The 18,592-nt window shown below is 63.0% G+C and carries 9 protein-coding genes; 8 read left to right on the top strand and 1 reads right to left on the bottom strand.

Annotation, left to right across the window (positions count from 1 at the left end; genetic code table 11):
* Positions 1-5 precede the first annotated feature (5 nt).
* Positions 6-6,041: an alpha-2-macroglobulin family protein gene (locus AC1VVG_RS28210; protein ID WP_482836935.1), complete on the bottom strand. Its 6,036-nt coding sequence runs from the start codon at positions 6,039-6,041 to the stop codon at positions 6-8.
* Between the two features lie 305 nt (positions 6,042-6,346).
* On the opposite strand from AC1VVG_RS28210, the gene AC1VVG_RS28205 reads away from it, so the two are divergent.
* From AC1VVG_RS28205 to AC1VVG_RS28170, 8 genes are all read left to right on the top strand, one after another.
* On the top strand, positions 6,347-6,853 hold the full coding sequence (locus tag AC1VVG_RS28205) for a sugar dehydrogenase complex small subunit (RefSeq protein WP_049028374.1): 507 nt from the start codon (positions 6,347-6,349) through the stop codon (positions 6,851-6,853).
* Positions 6,853-8,472 carry a GMC family oxidoreductase gene (locus tag AC1VVG_RS28200; protein ID WP_482836933.1) on the top strand — a complete coding sequence of 540 codons (1,620 nt, stop codon included), beginning with the start codon at positions 6,853-6,855 and terminating at the stop codon, positions 8,470-8,472. The genes AC1VVG_RS28205 and AC1VVG_RS28200 overlap by 1 nt, the downstream gene beginning before the upstream one ends.
* A 2-nt stretch (positions 8,473-8,474) precedes the next feature.
* Positions 8,475-9,752 carry a c-type cytochrome gene (locus AC1VVG_RS28195; protein ID WP_482836931.1) on the top strand — a complete coding sequence of 426 codons (1,278 nt, stop codon included), beginning with the start codon at positions 8,475-8,477 and terminating at the stop codon, positions 9,750-9,752.
* Between the two features lie 172 nt (positions 9,753-9,924).
* The gene (locus AC1VVG_RS28190; protein WP_034187892.1) at positions 9,925-10,344 is read left to right on the top strand and encodes a DoxX family protein; all 420 of its coding nucleotides are present in this window, start codon (positions 9,925-9,927) and stop codon (positions 10,342-10,344) included.
* A 63-nt stretch (positions 10,345-10,407) separates the two neighbouring features.
* Complete coding sequence (locus AC1VVG_RS28185; protein WP_034187891.1) at positions 10,408-11,511, top strand: porin; 1,104 nt, start codon at positions 10,408-10,410, stop codon at positions 11,509-11,511.
* Between the two features lie 784 nt (positions 11,512-12,295).
* Complete coding sequence (locus AC1VVG_RS28180; protein WP_175028123.1) at positions 12,296-14,800, top strand: type VI secretion system Vgr family protein; 2,505 nt, start codon at positions 12,296-12,298, stop codon at positions 14,798-14,800.
* A 59-nt stretch (positions 14,801-14,859) separates the two neighbouring features.
* Positions 14,860-17,793: a glycoside hydrolase family 19 protein gene (locus AC1VVG_RS28175; RefSeq protein ID WP_482836929.1), complete on the top strand. Its 2,934-nt coding sequence runs from the start codon at positions 14,860-14,862 to the stop codon at positions 17,791-17,793.
* Complete coding sequence (locus AC1VVG_RS28170) at positions 17,778-18,572, top strand: hypothetical protein (protein WP_156444727.1); 795 nt, start codon at positions 17,778-17,780, stop codon at positions 18,570-18,572. Before AC1VVG_RS28175 ends, AC1VVG_RS28170 begins: the two co-directional genes overlap by 16 nt.
* Positions 18,573-18,592: the final 20 nt, after the last annotated feature.

The following is an 18,592-nucleotide window of genomic DNA, read 5'->3' as shown; positions in this document are numbered from 1 at the left end:
TCTCGTTACTTGCCCGCGTCGGGCGCCTTCACGGTCATCGGCGGGTTCGGCCACAGGCCGTGGACGGACGGCGCGTACAGCGCCTCGACGCGCGTCGGCGGCAGCCCGAACGTGCCGACGTTGTTCAGCCGCACCGTGTACTCGACCGAGAATTTGCCCTTCGGCAGATAGTCGTAGTACGCGCGGTAGCCGTCGAAATCGCGCTCGATGAATGCCGGCCATGCGCCGTCCGGCGTCTTCTCGCCCTGCGTTGCCGCTTCGGAGTCGCGGCCGAGGCCCGAACCGAGGATCGTCGCGCCGGCCGGGATCGGATCGTTGACGGCGACCCACGTCATGTCGCTCTGCGCATCGATGTCGAGATGCACGCGCACGACGTCGCCGCGCGTCAGCACGCCCTTGACGGCCGGCGACACGGGCGTGACGGTCTTCGTGATCCGGTAGCCGGCCGCGAACGGCGCACGCAGCGGCACGGCCGCGAGGCTCTCGACCGTCGCCCACGGGCGGCCCGTGCCGTCCTGCGTGACGGACAGCGTGGCTGGCCCCTGCGACGCACGCGGCCACGGCAGCATCACGCTGCGCGCGGCGGCGGCGCGGGTCGCGGCGGTGGCCGACACCGGTGCGTCGGCAGGCGCCGGCGCCTGCGACCACGAGATCGAACGCTCGTCGCCGCCGAGCGCGACCTTCGTCGCGCCGGCGACCGGCGTGCTCTCGTAGGTGCGCGAGAAGCGCTCGACCGCGAGCAGCCCGAGGGCGTTCGACGTCGTCGTCTGCCATGCGCCCTGGCGCTGCAGCGCGAGCAGGCCGGCCGTCACCCGCGGCATCTCGTCCTTCCATGCCGGGTCGCCCGCGAATTCCAGCGCGAGACGCGCGGCGTTGGTCTCGTTGCTGGTCATCAGCCACCACAGTTCGTCGTCGCGCGCGGTCGAGAACACGAGCTGCGTGCCCTGGTACGTCAGGCGCGCCCGCAGGATCTGTTCGACCTGCGCGCGTTTCTCGTCGCGCTGCGGGATGTCCTTCACGCGCGTCAGGATCGCGTGATAGTCGATCACCGCCGACGTCGGCCACTGGTTCGGCGCGATCTCGATCGAGCCGAGCATGCGGCCCTGCGCGGCGCCGAAGCGCGACAGCGCCTCGATCGCGGCGAGCTTGCGCAGGTCGCGATCCTGGCGCGGCGCCCACGCGTTGCGCTCGATGCGGCCGTCGACGAAGCGTGCAAGCCCGGCCTCGAGCTGCGTGCGCAGGTCTTCCGGCAGCGCGAAGCGCGGGTCGAGGCGGCTGGCTTCGTCCGACACCACGAGCAGGTACGACGACAACGTCGGGCTGCCGTGGTGCGAATCGTCGGACGACGGCGGGAAATAGCTCGCCAGCCCGTCACCGTCGAGGTAGACCGGCATGCGGGCGATCAGCGCCTGCCATTGCGCCGGGTCGCGCAGGCCGATCGCGCGTGACGTTTGTTGTTCGAGGCAACGGTACGGATAACGCTCGAACCAGCGCCGCACGCCGGGCAGGCCGTCGGCGAGCTTCGACTGCAGCGAGACGGCGATGCCGCCGCGCGGCGAACCCTGCGCGTTGTTCACGGCGCCGGCCGGGGCCGACACGGGCACCGTCAGCGTGCCGTCGACCTGGGCGAGCGTGGCCTGCTGCACGGTCACCGGCAGGGCCGGCACGACCTTCTGCGCGACCGCCAGCGCGTCGGACGCGCGCTTGCCGCCTTGCTCGGCCGCCTCGATGCGCCAGTTCAGCGCACCGGCCGCATCGAGCGCCTGCTCGGGCACGGTGATGGTCCAGGCAACCTCGGTTGCCATATTGGCCGCGAGCGACACGGTTTGCGGCGCGACGTCGAGACCCGTCACGCGCGGCGTCACGACGACCTGCATCGCGCGGTCGGTCGTGTTGCGCAGCGTGACCTGCGCGCGGAACGCGTCGCCTTCGCGCACGAGCGGCGGCAGGCCGGAGATCAGCTGCAGATCCTGCGTGCTGCGGATCGACGTGCTGCCCGTGCCGAAACGGTCGGGGCCGACCGCCGCGATCGCGACGATCCGGAAGCGCGTGAGCGCGTCGTTCAGCGGCACCTCGACGGTCGCGCTGCCGCTTGCATCGAGCGTCACGCGCGGATTCCACAGCAGCAGCGTGTCGAACAGCTCGCGCGTCGGCGCGCTGCCGCCTCCGCCGCCGGCCGGCACGGCCTTGCGGCCGAAGTGGCGGCGGCCGACGATCTCCATCTGCGCGGTGGCCGTCTCGACGCCGTACGCGCGCCGGCGCAGCATCGCGTCGAGCAGGTCCCAGCTGTTGTTCGGCATCAGTTCGAGCAGCGCCTCGTCGACGGCCGCGACCGCGATCTGCGTGCCGGCCGGCGCAGGCTGGCCGTTCGGCAGCGTGACCTTCACGTGCGCCTGCGCCTTGCCGCGCACCGTGTAGCGCGTCGCGTCGGTCGTCACGGTCACGCCGAGGCGATGGACGCCCGTGCCGACCTTGATCTCGCCGAGACCATAGCGGAACGCGGGCTTCGACAGGTCGACGAACGCCGTCGGCGCTTCATAGTGGCGGCCTTCGCGCCAGAACGCGCGCGCCCATTCGACCGGCGCTTTCCAGCCCCACGTGAAGAACGAATACCACGGCACCTCGCGAATCCGGCCGCGCAGCGCGAGCACCGACACGTACACATTCGGCCCCCACGAATCGCCGACCTTCAGGTCGACGGTCGGATTCTTGCCGTTCAGCTCGACGATGTGCGTTTCCATCACGCCGCCGCGTTCGACCGCGACGAGCGCCGTCGCATAGCGGAACGGCATCCGCACCTGGAAGCGGGCCGTTTCGCCCGGTTCGTACGACGTTTTCTCGGGGATCACGTCGATCCGGTCGGTGTTGTCGCCACCGAACCAGAGTTCGTCCTCGCGTGTGACCCACACCGACGTCGACGCATTCGACGTGCGGCCGTCGCCGTCCTTCGCGACCGCGATCAACTGCACGTTGCCGGCCTGTTCGAGCGTCGCGTCGCAGGCCATGCGGCCCTTGTCGTCGGTCTTGCCCGAGCACAGCACGCCGAGCTCGCGCGTGTCGCTCTTGTTGTCGTACGCATAGAAGCCGCCGACCATCCGCTTGCGCGACGAGGTCGTGATGTGCGCGACGCCCTTGATCTCGATCGGCACGGACGCGCGCGGCTTGCCCTGCAAATCGACCGCCAGTGCCTGCACCGGCACGCGCTGGCCGACCGACACCCAGCGGCCGGCCTTGATGCCGGCCACCACCGCGGCCGGCCACAGGATCGTGTCGCCGCGGATCGTCTGCACTTCGCCGTTCGGATCGGCGAACGTCGCTTCCAGCGCGATGCGCTTCGGCGCGTCGACGTCGGGCAGACCCTTGAGCGTGACCGAGCCCGCGCCGTTGCGGTCGAGCGTCAGCGGCAGCTTGTCGGCGATCAGCTTCGTCGCGTCGGGATCGTGGTTCGACGAGGACGCGTTGTCGCCGTCCTGCGAATCGTCGTCGGCGTTGCCGTCGCTCGAGTCGGGACGGTACGGCGTGAAGCTGAAATCCTCGAAGCGGTCGGCGAACGGCGGCGATGCCCATTTCATCAGCGCCGATACCTGCACGGGCAGGTTCGATGCGCCGCCGCCCGACACGTAGTCGATCTGCACCGCGAGCGGCGCCTCCTTCGCGGCGACGAGCGGGCTCTTCTGCGCGTCGCGCGCGCCGATCGAGCCTTTCAGCACCGGCAGGCGAAACGCCTCGACGCGGAAGCTGCCGCTGTAGTAGGTGGCGGTCGGTGCATCTTCCGGGCCGCCTTCGAGCTCGACGCTGTATTCGCCGAGCTTCGCGGCGGCCGGCAGCGTGAACTGCGTGTCCGCGCTATGGTCGGCCGCCCACGTGAGCGGCAGCTTGTACGTCTGGCCCGTGCCGAGATGGCGGATCGTCACGCGCGTCGGGGTTTGCGACGGGAACGCGAGACTCTGCAGCGTCTCGGTGCGGATGAAATGCTTCATCGACACGGTTTCACCGGCGCGCAGCAGCGTGCGGTCGAACACCGTATGCGCACGCACGGTCGGCGCGCTGTCGGTGTCGGTCGGCACGTTGAAGCGCCACGATTCGATCCCGCGGTTCCAGCCCGAGCTGACGAACGCCATGTCGGGGCCCGTTTTCGGATCGTTGACGCGCGCCGACACGAAGTAGTCGTCGAAGCGCTGCTCCGACGAGCTGCATGCGCGCTTCGGCTCGAACGGCCCGTCGATCTTCAGCAGGCCCTGCGCGTCGGTCGTGCCGGCCGCGATTTCGTCGCCGTTGCAGTCCGACACGCGGATCTGCGCGTTCGGCACCGGCTTGCCCTTGTCGAGCGTCGTGACCCAGACGAGATTGTTCTCGCGGCCCTGTTTGAGGTGCACGCCGAGGTTCGTCACGAGCACGGCGGTGCGCACGTACATGCTCGACGGTTTCGCGAGCAGCGAGCGGCCGAGCGCGGGCGACGCGAGTTCGAGCACGTAGAAGCCGGGCTTGTCGATCGGCACGCCGACCACCTCGAACGGGCGCAGCGTCTTCGGATCGGCCTGCGGCAGCGTCAGCGTTTGCGCGCCGGGCTCGCCCTCGAGCAGCGACAGCGAGCGCACGTCGATGCGGCGATTCTTCGGCGCGGGTTGTTTTTCGCCGGCTTCGAGCGGCACGTAGACGGGGTGCTGGCCCTTGCGGTCGAGCAGGCCGGGAATCTGGCTGTCGATCGAGCCGGCCGTCATCGACCAGTTGTCGAAGCGGTCGACGGTGCGCATCCACTGGCGAATCGCCGTATCGTTCTCGACCTTCAGGTTCGCGAATTGCGCGCCGCCCGCGTTGAGGCCCGCGATATGCAGGTCGGCCTCGACGTTGCGCAGCGTGACGGGCACGAGCGCGGGCGTGTCGGGTTCGGCGAAGCGCTCGACGATCCCGAACGTGCCCGACGAGAATTTCGCGAGCGGCGGCATCGGCGCGGTGCGTGTCGCCAGCGGGAACAGGTCGGCGTTGGACAGCGAGCGGTCGGTCACGTCGCGCAGGCCCGACGGCAGTTCGATCGTCAGGCCGGCCTGCGCGGGCAGCGGCGGGTTGAACGTGACGGTCGTCACTTCCTCGCTGTGGTCGTCGGCCGCGAAGGTCGGGCTCAGCGAGCCGTCGGGGCCGCGCAGCTTGATCGCTTCGGCGTTCTTGCGCGAGATCGGCGCATTGAACGACAGCGTGAGCGGGCGCAACGGCGTGCAGGGCGCCTTCGCGTTCTCGCGTTCGCACGAGAAGCTCGCGGCGAACGGCGCGCGTACGGTGAAATCGAAGCGGCGTTCGGTTTCGTTCGCGATGCCGCTCGGGCTCGCGACGCCCTTGCCGTAGACGAGCTGCATCTTCGCGCTGGCCGGCAGCGCCTGCGAGCACGACAGCGTCAGCACGCGCGCGGCTTCCTTCTTGAACCCGAAATGATCGAGCAGCGCGTTGCGCGTATCGTCGTCGGCGGCCGTGACCGGAATGCGGTTGCCGATGCCCGCCGCTTCGCACCAGATGTTCGCGAGCGCCGAACGCGGCTCGGCCGGGCCGTTCAGCTTCAACACGAAAACCTGGTGTTCCTCGATTTCCCGCGAGCCGGGGCGCACCGACACCGGGAACGGGCCGCCCGTCTGGAACGTGAAGCGGCGCGGGCCGCTGGCTGCATTGCCGGCGACCGAGCGCAGCGTGTCGTTGAGCGCGACCGAGCAGCGCACGCCGGGCGGCAGGTCGTTTTCGAAGTCGTAAACCCAGGTCTTGTCGTCGAGCCAGTGACCCTGGCCGCGCGCGGCCGTCGAGTCGTTACAGGTCACGCGGGCGGGGTTCGGCGCGGAGGCCGAGCCGAACGCGACCATCGGTTCGTCGAACTTGACGACGCTCTGCCGGACTTCGGTGACGGTGCCTTGCGGCGACACGCTCACCGTGCGCGCCGCGCCCGCGTGCAGCGAAAGCGCCGCTGCGCCGCCGAGCGCCGCGACGGCGCCGATGTGCCAGAGCAGCCGGATGGTGCGGTCGGTTCGATCGGCTTTGTTGTGTTTGTCGTGCTGCTTCATCGCTCGATTGCCCTCGGAGGGAAGCTTTCTGTTTGATTGCACGCGATTCTAACCGACCGTCATGCGCGCGCATCGCGGCGCGCGGGGTGTCGCCGGCATGCGACACCGGGGTTGCGCGCCGCAGATTTGTCGCGCCGACGACACAAAAATGCATCGAAATTTCGATTGTCTCGGATTGCGGAACATTAAATGGACTATAAAAAGATTGTTCGATCCGATTTGTGCGCGTACATTTCAGGTCCGCGCCAATGTTTGAGAAATATCAAGCGTGGTTTTCCCGAATCCGGTGTTCGAGAGAAGGAAACATGCACAACGACAACACTCCCCACTCGCGTCGCGAAAGCGACGCAACCGCAAGCGGCATCACGCGGCGTCAATGGCTGCAGGGCGCACTGGCGCTGACGGCGGCGGGCCTCACCGGCTCACTGGCGTTGCGGGCCCTGGCCGACGATCCCGGCACAGCGCCGCTCGATACGTTCATGACGCTCTCGGAAGCATTGACCGGCAAGAAGGGGCTGAGCCGCGTGCTCGGCGAACGCTTCCTGCAGGCCTTGCAGAAGGGCTCGTTCAAGACGGCCGACAGCCTGCCGCAACTCGCCGGCGCACTTGCGTCCGGTTCGCTGAACCCCGATCAGGAAGCGCTCGCGCTGAAGATTCTTGAAGCGTGGTATCTCGGCATCGTCGACAACGTCGTGATTACCTACGAAGAAGCATTAATGTTCAGCGTCGTCTCCGATACGCTCGTGATTCCCTCGTATTGCCCCAACAAACCCGGCTTCTGGGCCGAAAAACCGATCGAGAGGCAAGCCTGATGGCCGATACCGATACGCAAAAAGCCGACGTCGTCGTCGTCGGATCGGGTGTCGCAGGCGCGATCGTTGCCCACCAGCTCGCGATGGCCGGCAAGTCCGTGATCCTGCTGGAAGCCGGCCCGCGCATGCCGCGCGGCGACATCGTCGAGCGCTTTCGCAACCAGGTCGACAAGACCGATTTCATGGCGCCGTACCCGTCGAGCGCATGGGCGCCGCATCCGGAATACGGCCCGCCGAACGACTACCTGATCCTGAAGGGCGAGCACAAGTTCAACTCGCAGTACATCCGTGCGGTGGGCGGCACGACGTGGCACTGGGCCGCGTCGGCGTGGCGCTTCATCCCGAACGACTTCAAGATGAAGACCGTGTACGGCGTCGGCCGCGACTGGCCGATCCAGTACGACGACCTCGAGCATTGGTACCAGCGCGCCGAGGAGGAACTCGGCGTGTGGGGCCCGGGCCCCGAGGAAGACCTGTACTCGCCGCGCAAGGCGCCGTACCCGATGCCGCCGCTGCCGTTGTCGTTCAACGAGCAGACGATCAAGAGCGCGCTCAACGGTTATGACCCGAAGTTCCACGTCGTGACCGAGCCGGTCGCGCGCAACAGCCGCCCGTACGATGGCCGGCCGACCTGTTGCGGGAACAACAACTGCATGCCGATCTGTCCGATCGGCGCGATGTACAACGGCATCGTGCACGTCGAGAAGGCCGAGCAGGCCGGCGCGAAGCTGATCGACAGCGCGGTCGTCTACAAGCTCGAGACCGGGCCGGACAAGCGCATCGTCGCCGCGATCTACAAGGACAAGACGGGTGCCGACCATCGCGTCGAGGGCAAGTACTTCGTCGTGGCCGCGAACGGCATCGAGACGCCGAAGATCCTGCTGATGTCCGCGAACCGCGATTTCCCGAACGGCGTCGCGAACAGCTCCGACATGGTCGGCCGCAACCTGATGGACCATCCGGGCACCGGCGTGTCGTTCTACGCGAACGAGAAGCTGTGGCCGGGCCGCGGCCCGCAGGAGATGACCTCGTTGATCGGTTTCCGCGACGGCCCGTTCCGCGCGACCGAAGCCGCGAAGAAGATCCACCTGTCGAACATGTCGCGCATCAACCAGGAGACGCAGAAGATCTTCAAGGCCGGCAAGCTGATGAAGCCCGCGGAACTCGACGCGCAGATCCGCGACCGCTCCGCGCGCTACGTGCAGTTCGACTGTTTTCACGAAATCCTGCCGCAGCCCGAGAACCGCATCGTGCCGAGCAAGACGGCCACCGACGCGATCGGCATCCCGCGCCCCGAGATCACGTACGCGATCGACGATTACGTGAAGCGCGGCGCCGTGCACACGCGCGAGGTCTACGCGACGGCCGCGAAGGTGCTGGGCGGGTCCGAAGTCGTCTTCAACGACGAGTTCGCGCCGAACAACCACATCACGGGCGCGACGATCATGGGCGCGGATGCACGCGACTCGGTCGTCGACAAGGACTGCCGCACGTTCGACCATCCGAACCTGTTCATCTCGAGCAGCTCGACGATGCCGACCGTCGGTACGGTGAACGTGACGCTGACGATCGCGGCGCTTGCGCTGCGGATGTCGGACACGCTGAAGAAGGAAGTCTGACCGTGCGGAAATCTACTCTCACCTTCCTCCTTGCCGGCTGCCTCGCGTTGCCGGGTTTCGCACGCGCGGCCGACTCGGCCGATCCGGCGCAGGTCAAGCGCGGCGAATACCTCGCGATCGCGGGCGACTGCATGGCGTGCCACACCGCGAAGGGCGGCAAGCCGTTCGCGGGCGGTCTCGGCATGCCGGTGCCGATGCTCGGCAAGATCTATACGAGCAACATCACGCCCGATCCGGATACCGGCATCGGCAACTGGACGTTCGACGACTTCGAGCGCGCGGTGCGCCACGGTGTCTCGAAGAACGGCGACAACCTGTACCCGGCGATGCCGTACGTGTCGTACGCGAAGATCAACGACGACGACGTGCAGGCGCTGTATGCGTACTTCATGCACGGCGTCGAGCCGGTCAAGCAGGCGCCGCCGAAGAACGAGATCCCCGCGCTGCTGAGCATGCGCTGGCCGCTGAAGGTCTGGAACTGGCTGTTCCTGAAGGACGGCGTGTACCAGCCGAAGCCGGCGCAAAGCGCCGAATGGAACCGCGGTGCGTATCTGGTGCAGGGCCTCGCGCACTGCAGCACATGTCACACGCCGCGCGGCATCGCGATGCAGGAGAAATCGCTCGACGAAACCGGCGGCAGCTTCCTGTCGGGTTCGGTACTCGCAGGCTGGGACGGCTACAACATCACGTCCGACCCGAACGCGGGGATCGGCAGATGGACGCAGCAGCAGCTCGTCCAGTACCTGCGCACCGGCAGCGTGCCGGGCCTCGCGCAGGCGGCCGGCCCGATGGCCGAGGCGATCGAGCACAGCTTCTCGAAGATGACGGAAGCGGACATCGGCGCGATCTCGACGTACATCCGCACGGTGCCGGCGGTGGCCAGCGGCGACGCGAAGCAGTCGCGCTCGTCGTGGGGCAAGCCGGCCGAGGACGGGCTGAAGCTGCGCGGCGTCGCGCTCGCGTCGTCGGGCATCGATCCGGCGCGGCTGTACCTCGGCAACTGCGCGACGTGCCACCAGATGCAGGGCAAGGGCACGCCGGACGGTTATTACCCGCCGCTGTTCCACAACTCGACGGTCGGCGCGCCGAATCCGACCAACCTCGTGCAGGTGATCCTGAACGGCGTGCAGCGCAAGGCCGGCAGCGAGGATGTCGGGATGCCGGCATTCCGTCACGAGCTGTCGGACGCGCAGATCGCCGCGCTGACGAACTACCTGACCGGGCAGTTCGGCAATCCGGCCGCGAAGGTGACCGAGCAGGACGTCGCGAAGCTGCGCTGACGCGGCGCGCGGCGAAGCAGGGCAACAATAGACAAGAGGAGGCGCACAGCACATCGGGCGGGCCCGATGCCGGTTGTTGCAGAGCGGGGCGGGCGGCGCAGGCGGCCGCCCGTCCTGGATCGTTGGCAATCCGGTGCGCGTAGACCGTGCATCGCTTTCGTTGATCGAGACCATGACACCGAATCAACCGTTTCTCGCGTCCCAGCGCGATGTGCTGCTGCTGTTGTCCCGAATCCTGCTCGTGATCCTGTTCGTGATGTTCGGCTGGAAGAAGATCGTCGACTTCTCGGGTACGATCGCGTTCATGGGTTCGGAGGGCGCGCCCGCGCCGATCGTGTCCGCGGCGATCTCCGTCGTGATGGAGCTGTTCGCCGGCATCGCGATCCTGGTCGGCTTCCAGACGCGCCCGCTCGCGCTGCTGCTGGCGCTCTATACGATCGGCACCGGCATCATCGGCCACCACTACTGGACGATGACGGGCGGCGAGCAGATCAACAACATGATTCATTTCTACAAGAACATCGCGATCGCGGGCGGCTTGCTTGCACTGTGCGCAGCAGGCCCCGGCCGATATTCGATCGATCGCGGATAAACGGACCCTGGGCGCGCGCATGGGGCGCGCGCGGGAAGGTCGAGACTCCGAGGGGGCATCATTTTGCGACTTAAACATTTCGCATGGCTGATCGCGGCCGCCACACCGGCGGCCGCCTTTGCACAGACGAGCGTGACGCTGTACGGCCGGATCGACGGCGGCATCGAATACCTGAATCACATCGCGACGCCGAACGGCAGCAAGTCGCGCTGGAGCGCGGAAGGCGGCGACTGGGGCACCAGCATGTTCGGCCTGAAGGGCGTCGAGGATCTCGGCGGCGGGCTGTCGACGGTCTTCAACCTGGAAACCGCATTCCAGGTGATGAACGGCACGACCGGCGGCGGTCGCATGTGGTCGCGGCGCGCGTATGTCGGGCTGAAGAGCAACACGTGGGGCCAGCTGCAGGCCGGCCGCAACCTGTTCATCGACAGCGACGGCGTGTGGGAATTCGACCCGTTCGTTCAGCAGGCGTTTTCGTCGGCGTCGCTCGTGCGTGGCCGCAACTGGCAGCAGAGCAGCAACAACATCGAATATCACAGCCCGGTGATCGGCGGCTTCGACGTGCAGGCGCAGTATGCGTTCGGCAACCAGTCGCGCGGCTTCAACTACGGCGCGGCCGACGATTTCGGCCGCTCGGACGGGATCATGATCTCGTACCATTCGCCGGTGCTCGACGTACGCGGCATCTACGACGAACTGCGCGACAACAACGGCAAGTTCAGCAACATCTTCACCGCGTCGCGCGAGTATTTCGTCGGCGCGAACGTGAAGGTGCAGAAGTTCAAGATCCAGGGCGCGTATACGCACTACCAGGCGCCAGACAGCCCGGCCGGCGTGGCCGATCGCGCCGATCACTACTGGCTCGGCGCGACCTATGCGGCGAATCCGCAATGGGCCGTGACGGCCGGCGGCTATTACGTGAAGGTGGGCGACGGCGGCAGCGACGCATCGCACGATCCGTCGGGGCACGCGATGATGTACGTGCTCGGCACCACGTACAACCTGTCGAAGCGCACGTTCCTGTACGGCACGGTCGCGTATGTGCGCAACGGCGGGAATTCGAACTTCTCGCTGCTCGCGACGCCGCGCGATGCGACGTCGGGCACGAGCCCGCTGGCGGGCGAGTCGCAGACGGGGGCGTATGTGGGGATGATGCATACGTTCTAAGCGGGCAACGGCAGATACGTAAAAGGCACGGGTGGTCGCACCCGTGCCTTTTTTGCGTTTACGGCGACTGCGAAGATGATTGCGGCGAGCATATTGGTGTCGACGCGGAATTCGAATGCATCTTGCGAGCCGGGACGGCTGTTATATCGCTGCCGTACATCGAGCGGCCATCGGTTCGCTCATAGCGTATGGCGTACCTGAGTAGTGCGCTGCCGGTGATGCGCACTCGATGGATTCACACTCCGAAACGTTTACGGTCCGGAAATCCGAAGCAGACAACGGATCCGCGATTCGTCGCTATCAACTGATATCGCCACTATTCGATCCGTTCGGCCGACAGCACGGACGTGTCCATGAAGATCGTGCACAGGCGACCATTACCGCACGAAAACCGAGGCTGGCGCCCGTACGGCATGCCATGTCCATCTTCATCCCGGCAATCACGACTTTGCCGACGCTGCCGAATGCAGCTGCTCGACCAGTCGCGAGCCGATGCTTCCCGCGACATTGCCGCAATCGAAAGCAGGATGTAAGTTGTGCGGGATTCATTCCGGCGCGTTGCGACGCTGAATGGGAAAGCATCATCAGCGTACGACGGGACGGATCACGATTGGATGCGATGAATGCCGATTCGGTCCGATTCAGTGGTTTGAATCGCGCCGGTGCCCGAAGGTTCTCACCAGTGGTGGCAATTCCGGGCCTTTTCCTCTTTTGACGAGATAGCAATCAGCTCGTGGCGTTGCCCGGCGGTCGTTTCTGTTACTACATGGTACGGGGTAGCCTGATGGTTTCCGATTTGCTGAACAAGGCGCTGCGCGCGCAATACACGCAACACGGACGGATTGTCCGTCTTGACACGCCGCTTGGCGAGGACCGGTTGATTCCGCTCTATGTCCGGGGGCGTGCGTGCTTGGGGCGAGACTTCGAATTCACGATCGATGCAACCTCGACCCGGCTCGAATTGATTCAGGCCAAGGCCCTGATTCGGCAATCCGTGACGCTGTGGATTCGGCAGACGGACGGGAGCGAAATGCCGATTCACGGTTATGTGACTGCGTTCAGTCGCTTGGGCGCGGACGGTGCCAACACCTACTACCAGCTTCGGTTCAATTCGTTCCTCGCGCTGCTTCGGCTGGGCAGCGACCGTCGGGACTGGGTCGAGGCGCCCGCACAGCAAACCGTGTCCGACGTGCTCGCAAAGTATCCGCAGGCATCCGGTAACGTGACCTGGCAATTGCGTCGAGCGCTACGTTCGTATTCTCAGCGCATGCAATGGGAATCCGACTGGAACTACGTCCACCGCACGTTCGAGGAACTCGGCCTGTTTCCGCGTTTCGACATTGCACCGGACGGCAAGTCGCATCGGGTCGTCATCATGGACGACCTTTTTTCAGTTCCCGAATTGAAGCGCAGGACCATCTCGTTTAGCGGTTCGGTGCAGGACGAGGAATTCGACGGCCTGAGCGAATGGATCGATTCGCAAGAAATCCAGTCCGCCGAACTCGACACGGGCACGTTCGATTACAAGCGTCCGGATCTTTCCAAACACGTCACGATGCCCGCATTCGATCTCGACGATGTTCCAGGCTTGGGCGAGCAATACGAATACACGGGGTCGCACACGTGGTCGGATCGCGACATGGGCGAGGCTCAAGCGAACTTTATCGCCGAGGAATGGCGCTCACGCGCTCAGCGCTTCTACGGAGTGGGTGCGCTGCGTTGCGCATGGCCGGGTCGCTATGGTCTGCTGACCGGGCACCCGGTGCACGATGCGCAGTTGGAACAGGATCGCGAGATGGCGATTCTTTCCGTGAGCTGGCTCATCCAGAATAACGTGCCGGGGCTGGAAAACCTGATGCGATTTCGCAAGAGCGTGCGCGCGGAGGTCGAGCAAGTGCGTACGAATGGTGCAGGTTCGGTGGTGCGCCATACCGACGGTGGCGTTGGATTTTTCCACGTCGAAATCGAAGCGCAGCGGCGTCGCGTCGCGTTTCGCAGTCCGTTCGAACACAAGAGGCCCGTCATGCAGCTTCAGACCGGCATTGTCGGCGGACCGGGCAGCGAGGAAATCCATACGGATGCGATGTTGCGAGCGAAGGTTCGATTGACATCCGATCGACTCAATGACGGCGACCAGAACGTCTCGGCGTGGATACGCGCGGCGATGCCCGATGCGGGCCACAAGCGCGGCGGCATGTTTCCGCTGCGCAAGAACGACGAAGTCCTGATCGGCTTCGTTAACGGTGATTGCGATCGCCCCGTGATTCTGTCGAGAATGCACGGTGGCGAAAGCATGCCGGAATGGCACACGCACGGGCTGACCTCGGGCTTGCTGTCGCGCGAATACGGGGGTGAAGGTTATAACCAGCTGATGATGGACGACGCCAGCGGGCAGAACCGCGTGCACTTGTATTCGACGAGTTACAGCTCGCATTTGCACCTGGGCTACCTGATCCAGCATTCGGGCAACACGCGCGGTGCATTCATCGGACAGGGCTTCGACCTCAAGTCATTGGGCTACGGTGCGGTGCGGGCCGAACAAGGGCTCTATGTGTCGACGCAACCGGCAGCCACGCAACCGATGCGTGCGACGGCGGCATCCGAACAGCTTACTCGCGCCGAAGCGATGCTGGCGACGACGTCGCAGGCGAGCCAGACGAATCGGGCGCAGAGTCAGCAAGACGGCCACGATGCACTGAAAACTTTCACGGACGCAACGCGGCACCCGGTGGCTGGCACGATCAAGGGTGGGCGCACGGCAGGCGGTGGCACGGGCAACGCGAACGGCTTCGCGAAGCCGATCATGCTGCTGTCGAGTCCGGAAGGCATTGCCGTATCGACACAAGGGTCGGCACACGTTACGGCAAACAAGCAAGCCAATGTGGTTGCCGGCGAGAACATCAACCTCGCGGCCGGGCGAGCATTGCTCGCCAGTGTGCTGGAGCGAATCAGCCTCTTTGCGGAAAAACTCGGTGTCAAGATCTATGCGGGGAGCGGGCCGATAGACCTTCAGGCGCAGAACGATTCGATGAGCTTGGCCGCATCGCAAGACGTGAAAATTACGGCGGGCAAGAGGATGTATCTGTCGGCTGACGAAATCTGGATCGGCGCAAATGGTTCGTACATCAAACTGACGGCGAACATGATCGAGAACGCAACCTCCGGCCAGATTGTAGAAAAGTGTGCGGATTGGGAGAAAGCGGGAGCGGCAAGCGGCGCGCTGCGAAACCCGCTGCATTCGTCGCCGGTATCGGCCGATGGCGGTCGTTTCACCGTGTTCTCCGGTTAAACCGCGCGGCGGGCTCGTTCCAATACAAAAATCCTGAAACCGAATCCGAGTCGGGAATCATGAGCAAGACAACACCCAAAAAGAAGCACCATCCGGCGTCCGCCCCAAAATCGGCCACCAAACCTGCGGAACCGGCGGATACGGCACTGAGCTGGGCCTACCCGTTCACGCCGGTAGGCAAAAACGACGCGGCCGACCCGATGACCTATTTCAGGGCGCTGGCCAAGTGCGAAAACGGCTTTTATCCGCTCGGCGTCAGCGGCATGTGGCACGGTGGCGTGCACTTCGCCGACGGCAGCGCGGAAATGCTGAAGCAGGACAGCGGCGTGCGCGCGATTGCGGACGGCAAAATCGTGGCGTATCGGCTGAACGCGAAATACGAGGAAACGACGTACCCGAACAGTGCTGGTCGGGCGCACTACTCGACCGGCTTTGTACTGGTCCGCCACGAACTGAAGTTGCCGCCGAAGCCGGCCACGAAGGAATCCGCGAAATCGGCTCCCGCATCGGCCCCCGCGCCTGCATCGACTGACACCGCGCCCCCGACAGCCGCCCCTGCCAATAACGCGCCGTCCAACGGCAAACCGGCGAACGACAAATCCCTCGTGTTCTTCAGCCTGTACATGCACACGATGGATTGGGCCGGCTATCAGAAAGCAATTGAACAGGCGAAATCGAACCCGAAGCCTGACCCGGCGCTTCCGGTACCGATGTCGTATTGGGAAGGCGATCGCTACTATCGAGTGGGCGGCAAGGCGAAGGACAAGCAAACCGTTCCGAAGCGGAAGGCGCCTGCGCAGCCATCCGCGAAGCGGATCAATGGTGCCGACGATCTGCCTGTCAACAACACGAACCAGAACGAGCCTCCGCCCGCAGATAGCGGTCAAGATGCCACTCCTCCAGCGCCGGAGACAGGCTTGCACATTCGAGAGTTGCCGAACGGAAAGAGCAAGATTATCGGGATATTACCGATCGGGGCCGAAATCGTTGCGGGCGAAGGCGATCCCACGCACCTGGACTGGATCAAGATCAAGTCCATTAAATCGGGCACGGTTTTGTCTGCCGAAGTCGGTAAGCCGGTGTCCCCCCAAGCGCCGTGGAGCTACGTGTTCAAAGGGGACCTGGACGCTGTTGTCGATCCGAAACCGCTCGATACGGTAGTGATCCTGAAGGAGCCGCAGCGCGTCAAGGCAGGCGAAGTCGTCGCGCATGTCGGCCAGTATCAATGGCCCAGTAAGGCGAGCCCGATACCGCCGAAGCCGAACTATCCGATGTTGCATCTCGAAGTGTTCGCGGGGCCGGACCTGAAAGACTTCATCGATCAAAGCCGTGCGCGCGCGAAAGAATTGAACGATAAAAACAAACCGCTTCTGGAAATCGAGCCGGGGGCCAAGCTGGTCAGCGAAGTGCCCGCGCCGGATCAGAAACTGACCCAATCCGGATTGAAGCTTGTACCGATAGGCGACGCAAAGGGTTCGCGCTGGATCAAGGTGCAGCCAAAGAGCGTGATGACTGTGCCCGCGAAAGGCAAGCAGAAGGCCAAACAAACCTTCGCGGACGTTGGGAACCCGATGTGGGTTGAAAGCAGTCTCGCGAACACGATCAGCACGTCGAATGTCGCGGGATGGCAGAACTTTCCGCTGGACGTTTCCAAGGCAAGCGGGCCGGGAGCGGATTTCCGGGATGTGCTCCGCCGTACGGATCTCGACAAGCTTGGGGCGGACAATGTCGCGATCGACGACAAGGGGCATCACTGGTGGAACATCACGATTGGTTCGAAGGACGGTTCCGCACGACAAGGATGGGTATGCGATACCGGTCATGACGGCGTGCAGTTGCGTAGCCCTTGGGAATGGCCGGGTTTCGAATTGGTCGACAACGGCAGCGTCAGCCCTGCCGACATGTTCAAACGCCATATCCATACGACCGAACAATATCTGGCGGATGAGGAAGGTACCGAGTTCAAGGGCGCGGCGGGGAAGGTCAACGCTGGCGAACTCATCACGAAACTTGAAACGGCGATCGATACGAACCACGACGGGAAGGTGACTGCACAGGAACTGAAGCATGCGCTGGAAACGCGGTGGATGGCTGAAGCGGTTTCGCACCTTGTTGTGCGCAATGAAACCGAATGGGGTGGCGGTATGGGCAAGTGGGAGGAACTCACCCCGCTCATGAAGAAACAGACCGAGATGTGGAAGACGGAACTTGATCGGCTTGCCAAGCTTCAGTGGTGGGAACAAGTCAAGGGAGTTGATGGCTTTCCTACGGACCTCTCGCCTTGGCACTTCCATCCGATTGGGTTGCTGGGGAATTTTGCGAACACGGATTGCTGTGCAATTACGGTCGAGCTATTGGAAAAGATGTACGGAAAATCGGGAGACTGGTTTACGGGGAAAGGCGGATCAAGGACCTTTGTGCAGGAGTTTCCGGAAAAATACCCGAATATATATAAATACGAAAAATATAAATTCGTTTCGCTGCTTAATAATAAACTTAAGGAATATGGAATTGTCGGTTGTTATCATAAAGCTCATTTTCTCGCGCAATGCTTCCATGAATCGGCTAGATTCGAGACAACAATAGAGTTCGCCTCTGGCGAGGGTTATAATCCCGGGGTGCATCCGGATGCTATTAAAAATGGAAATACTAATCTCGGGGATGGGCCGAAATACAAGGGGAGGGGAATAATTCAACTGACATGGAAAAATAACTATGCAGCATACTCGGCTCACAGGGGGATCGATTTTGTAACCGATCCTGAGCTTATTGCTACCGATATGGAAAACGCTATTGACGCATCTTGCTGGTACTGGCGCAACAAAGGAGCGATTTCGGAAAAATATGACGCCAAGGGTGATATAAATATCATCGTGGATCACGAGAAAAATAATGTCAGATTGGTTACGCTGGCCGTTAATGGTGGACATAATGGATTGCCCGAGCGTCAGGAGCTTTTTGATCGAATCAAGAAAGAGTGGGGATTGGTTTGATGATTTTAAAAATAAATATATTGCTAAAATTTGGCTTGATTTATGCGATCTTTGTGATTGTGTCATCAGTTGCTTCTGCTGAGATTTCCAATGGACTCTCGATAAATAAAAAAGGGGAAATCCGTGATTGTAGCGGTTCGTCAACGTGCAGAAGCATTGAGCCAGCCGGCGATCTAAAAAAGGCCATTGAGGACGGTTACGAGAATTTGGCTATTGTTGATATTTATAAAGATGGAAGTAAAGAAATTGCAGCCACGAGTGGTGGGGCGGATGGTTGTTCGAAATTTTTCTCTTATGATCGTACGTCGCGCAGATTTTCCGTCTTGAGATTCTCGGATCGGGATATATGTAATTTTCGAGTCGAAGGAGGTAGATTGATTAGTTCGTATCGGTTTGATGGAAAGCAATATGAGGATGTCTATAAACTCGAGAATGGAGGATATCAAATCGCAATAAGTGATGCGTGTGTTGGATGTGATGAGGTTTCTCGTTCTGTGTACACTGATGGGAAAATTTCTGAAAAAATAATCGTCACCAATCAGCGGGACTATGTGAAGCGCACGCCGGTAATTACGACGGTTGTTGCGGATAAGGCTGGATTATACGATGACCATTCGGGTTCTTCCTTGGCAAAAATGTATTTGCTGAGAGGGGATAGAGTTCAGCTCGCAGATTTCAATAGTGAAAACGGCCTTTGGTATCTTGTAAAATATTTTACGAGGCGGCATGGTGCTATACTCAAATGGATTAAATGTGAAGACTTGGCTATATGCGAGTAGATCAGATTCCATTAAAAGAT

The organism is Burkholderia sp. L-4 (genome assembly GCF_056856535.1).
The sequence above is the reverse complement of the archived record's forward strand: the minus strand, read 5'-3'. Positions and strand labels throughout refer to the sequence as shown.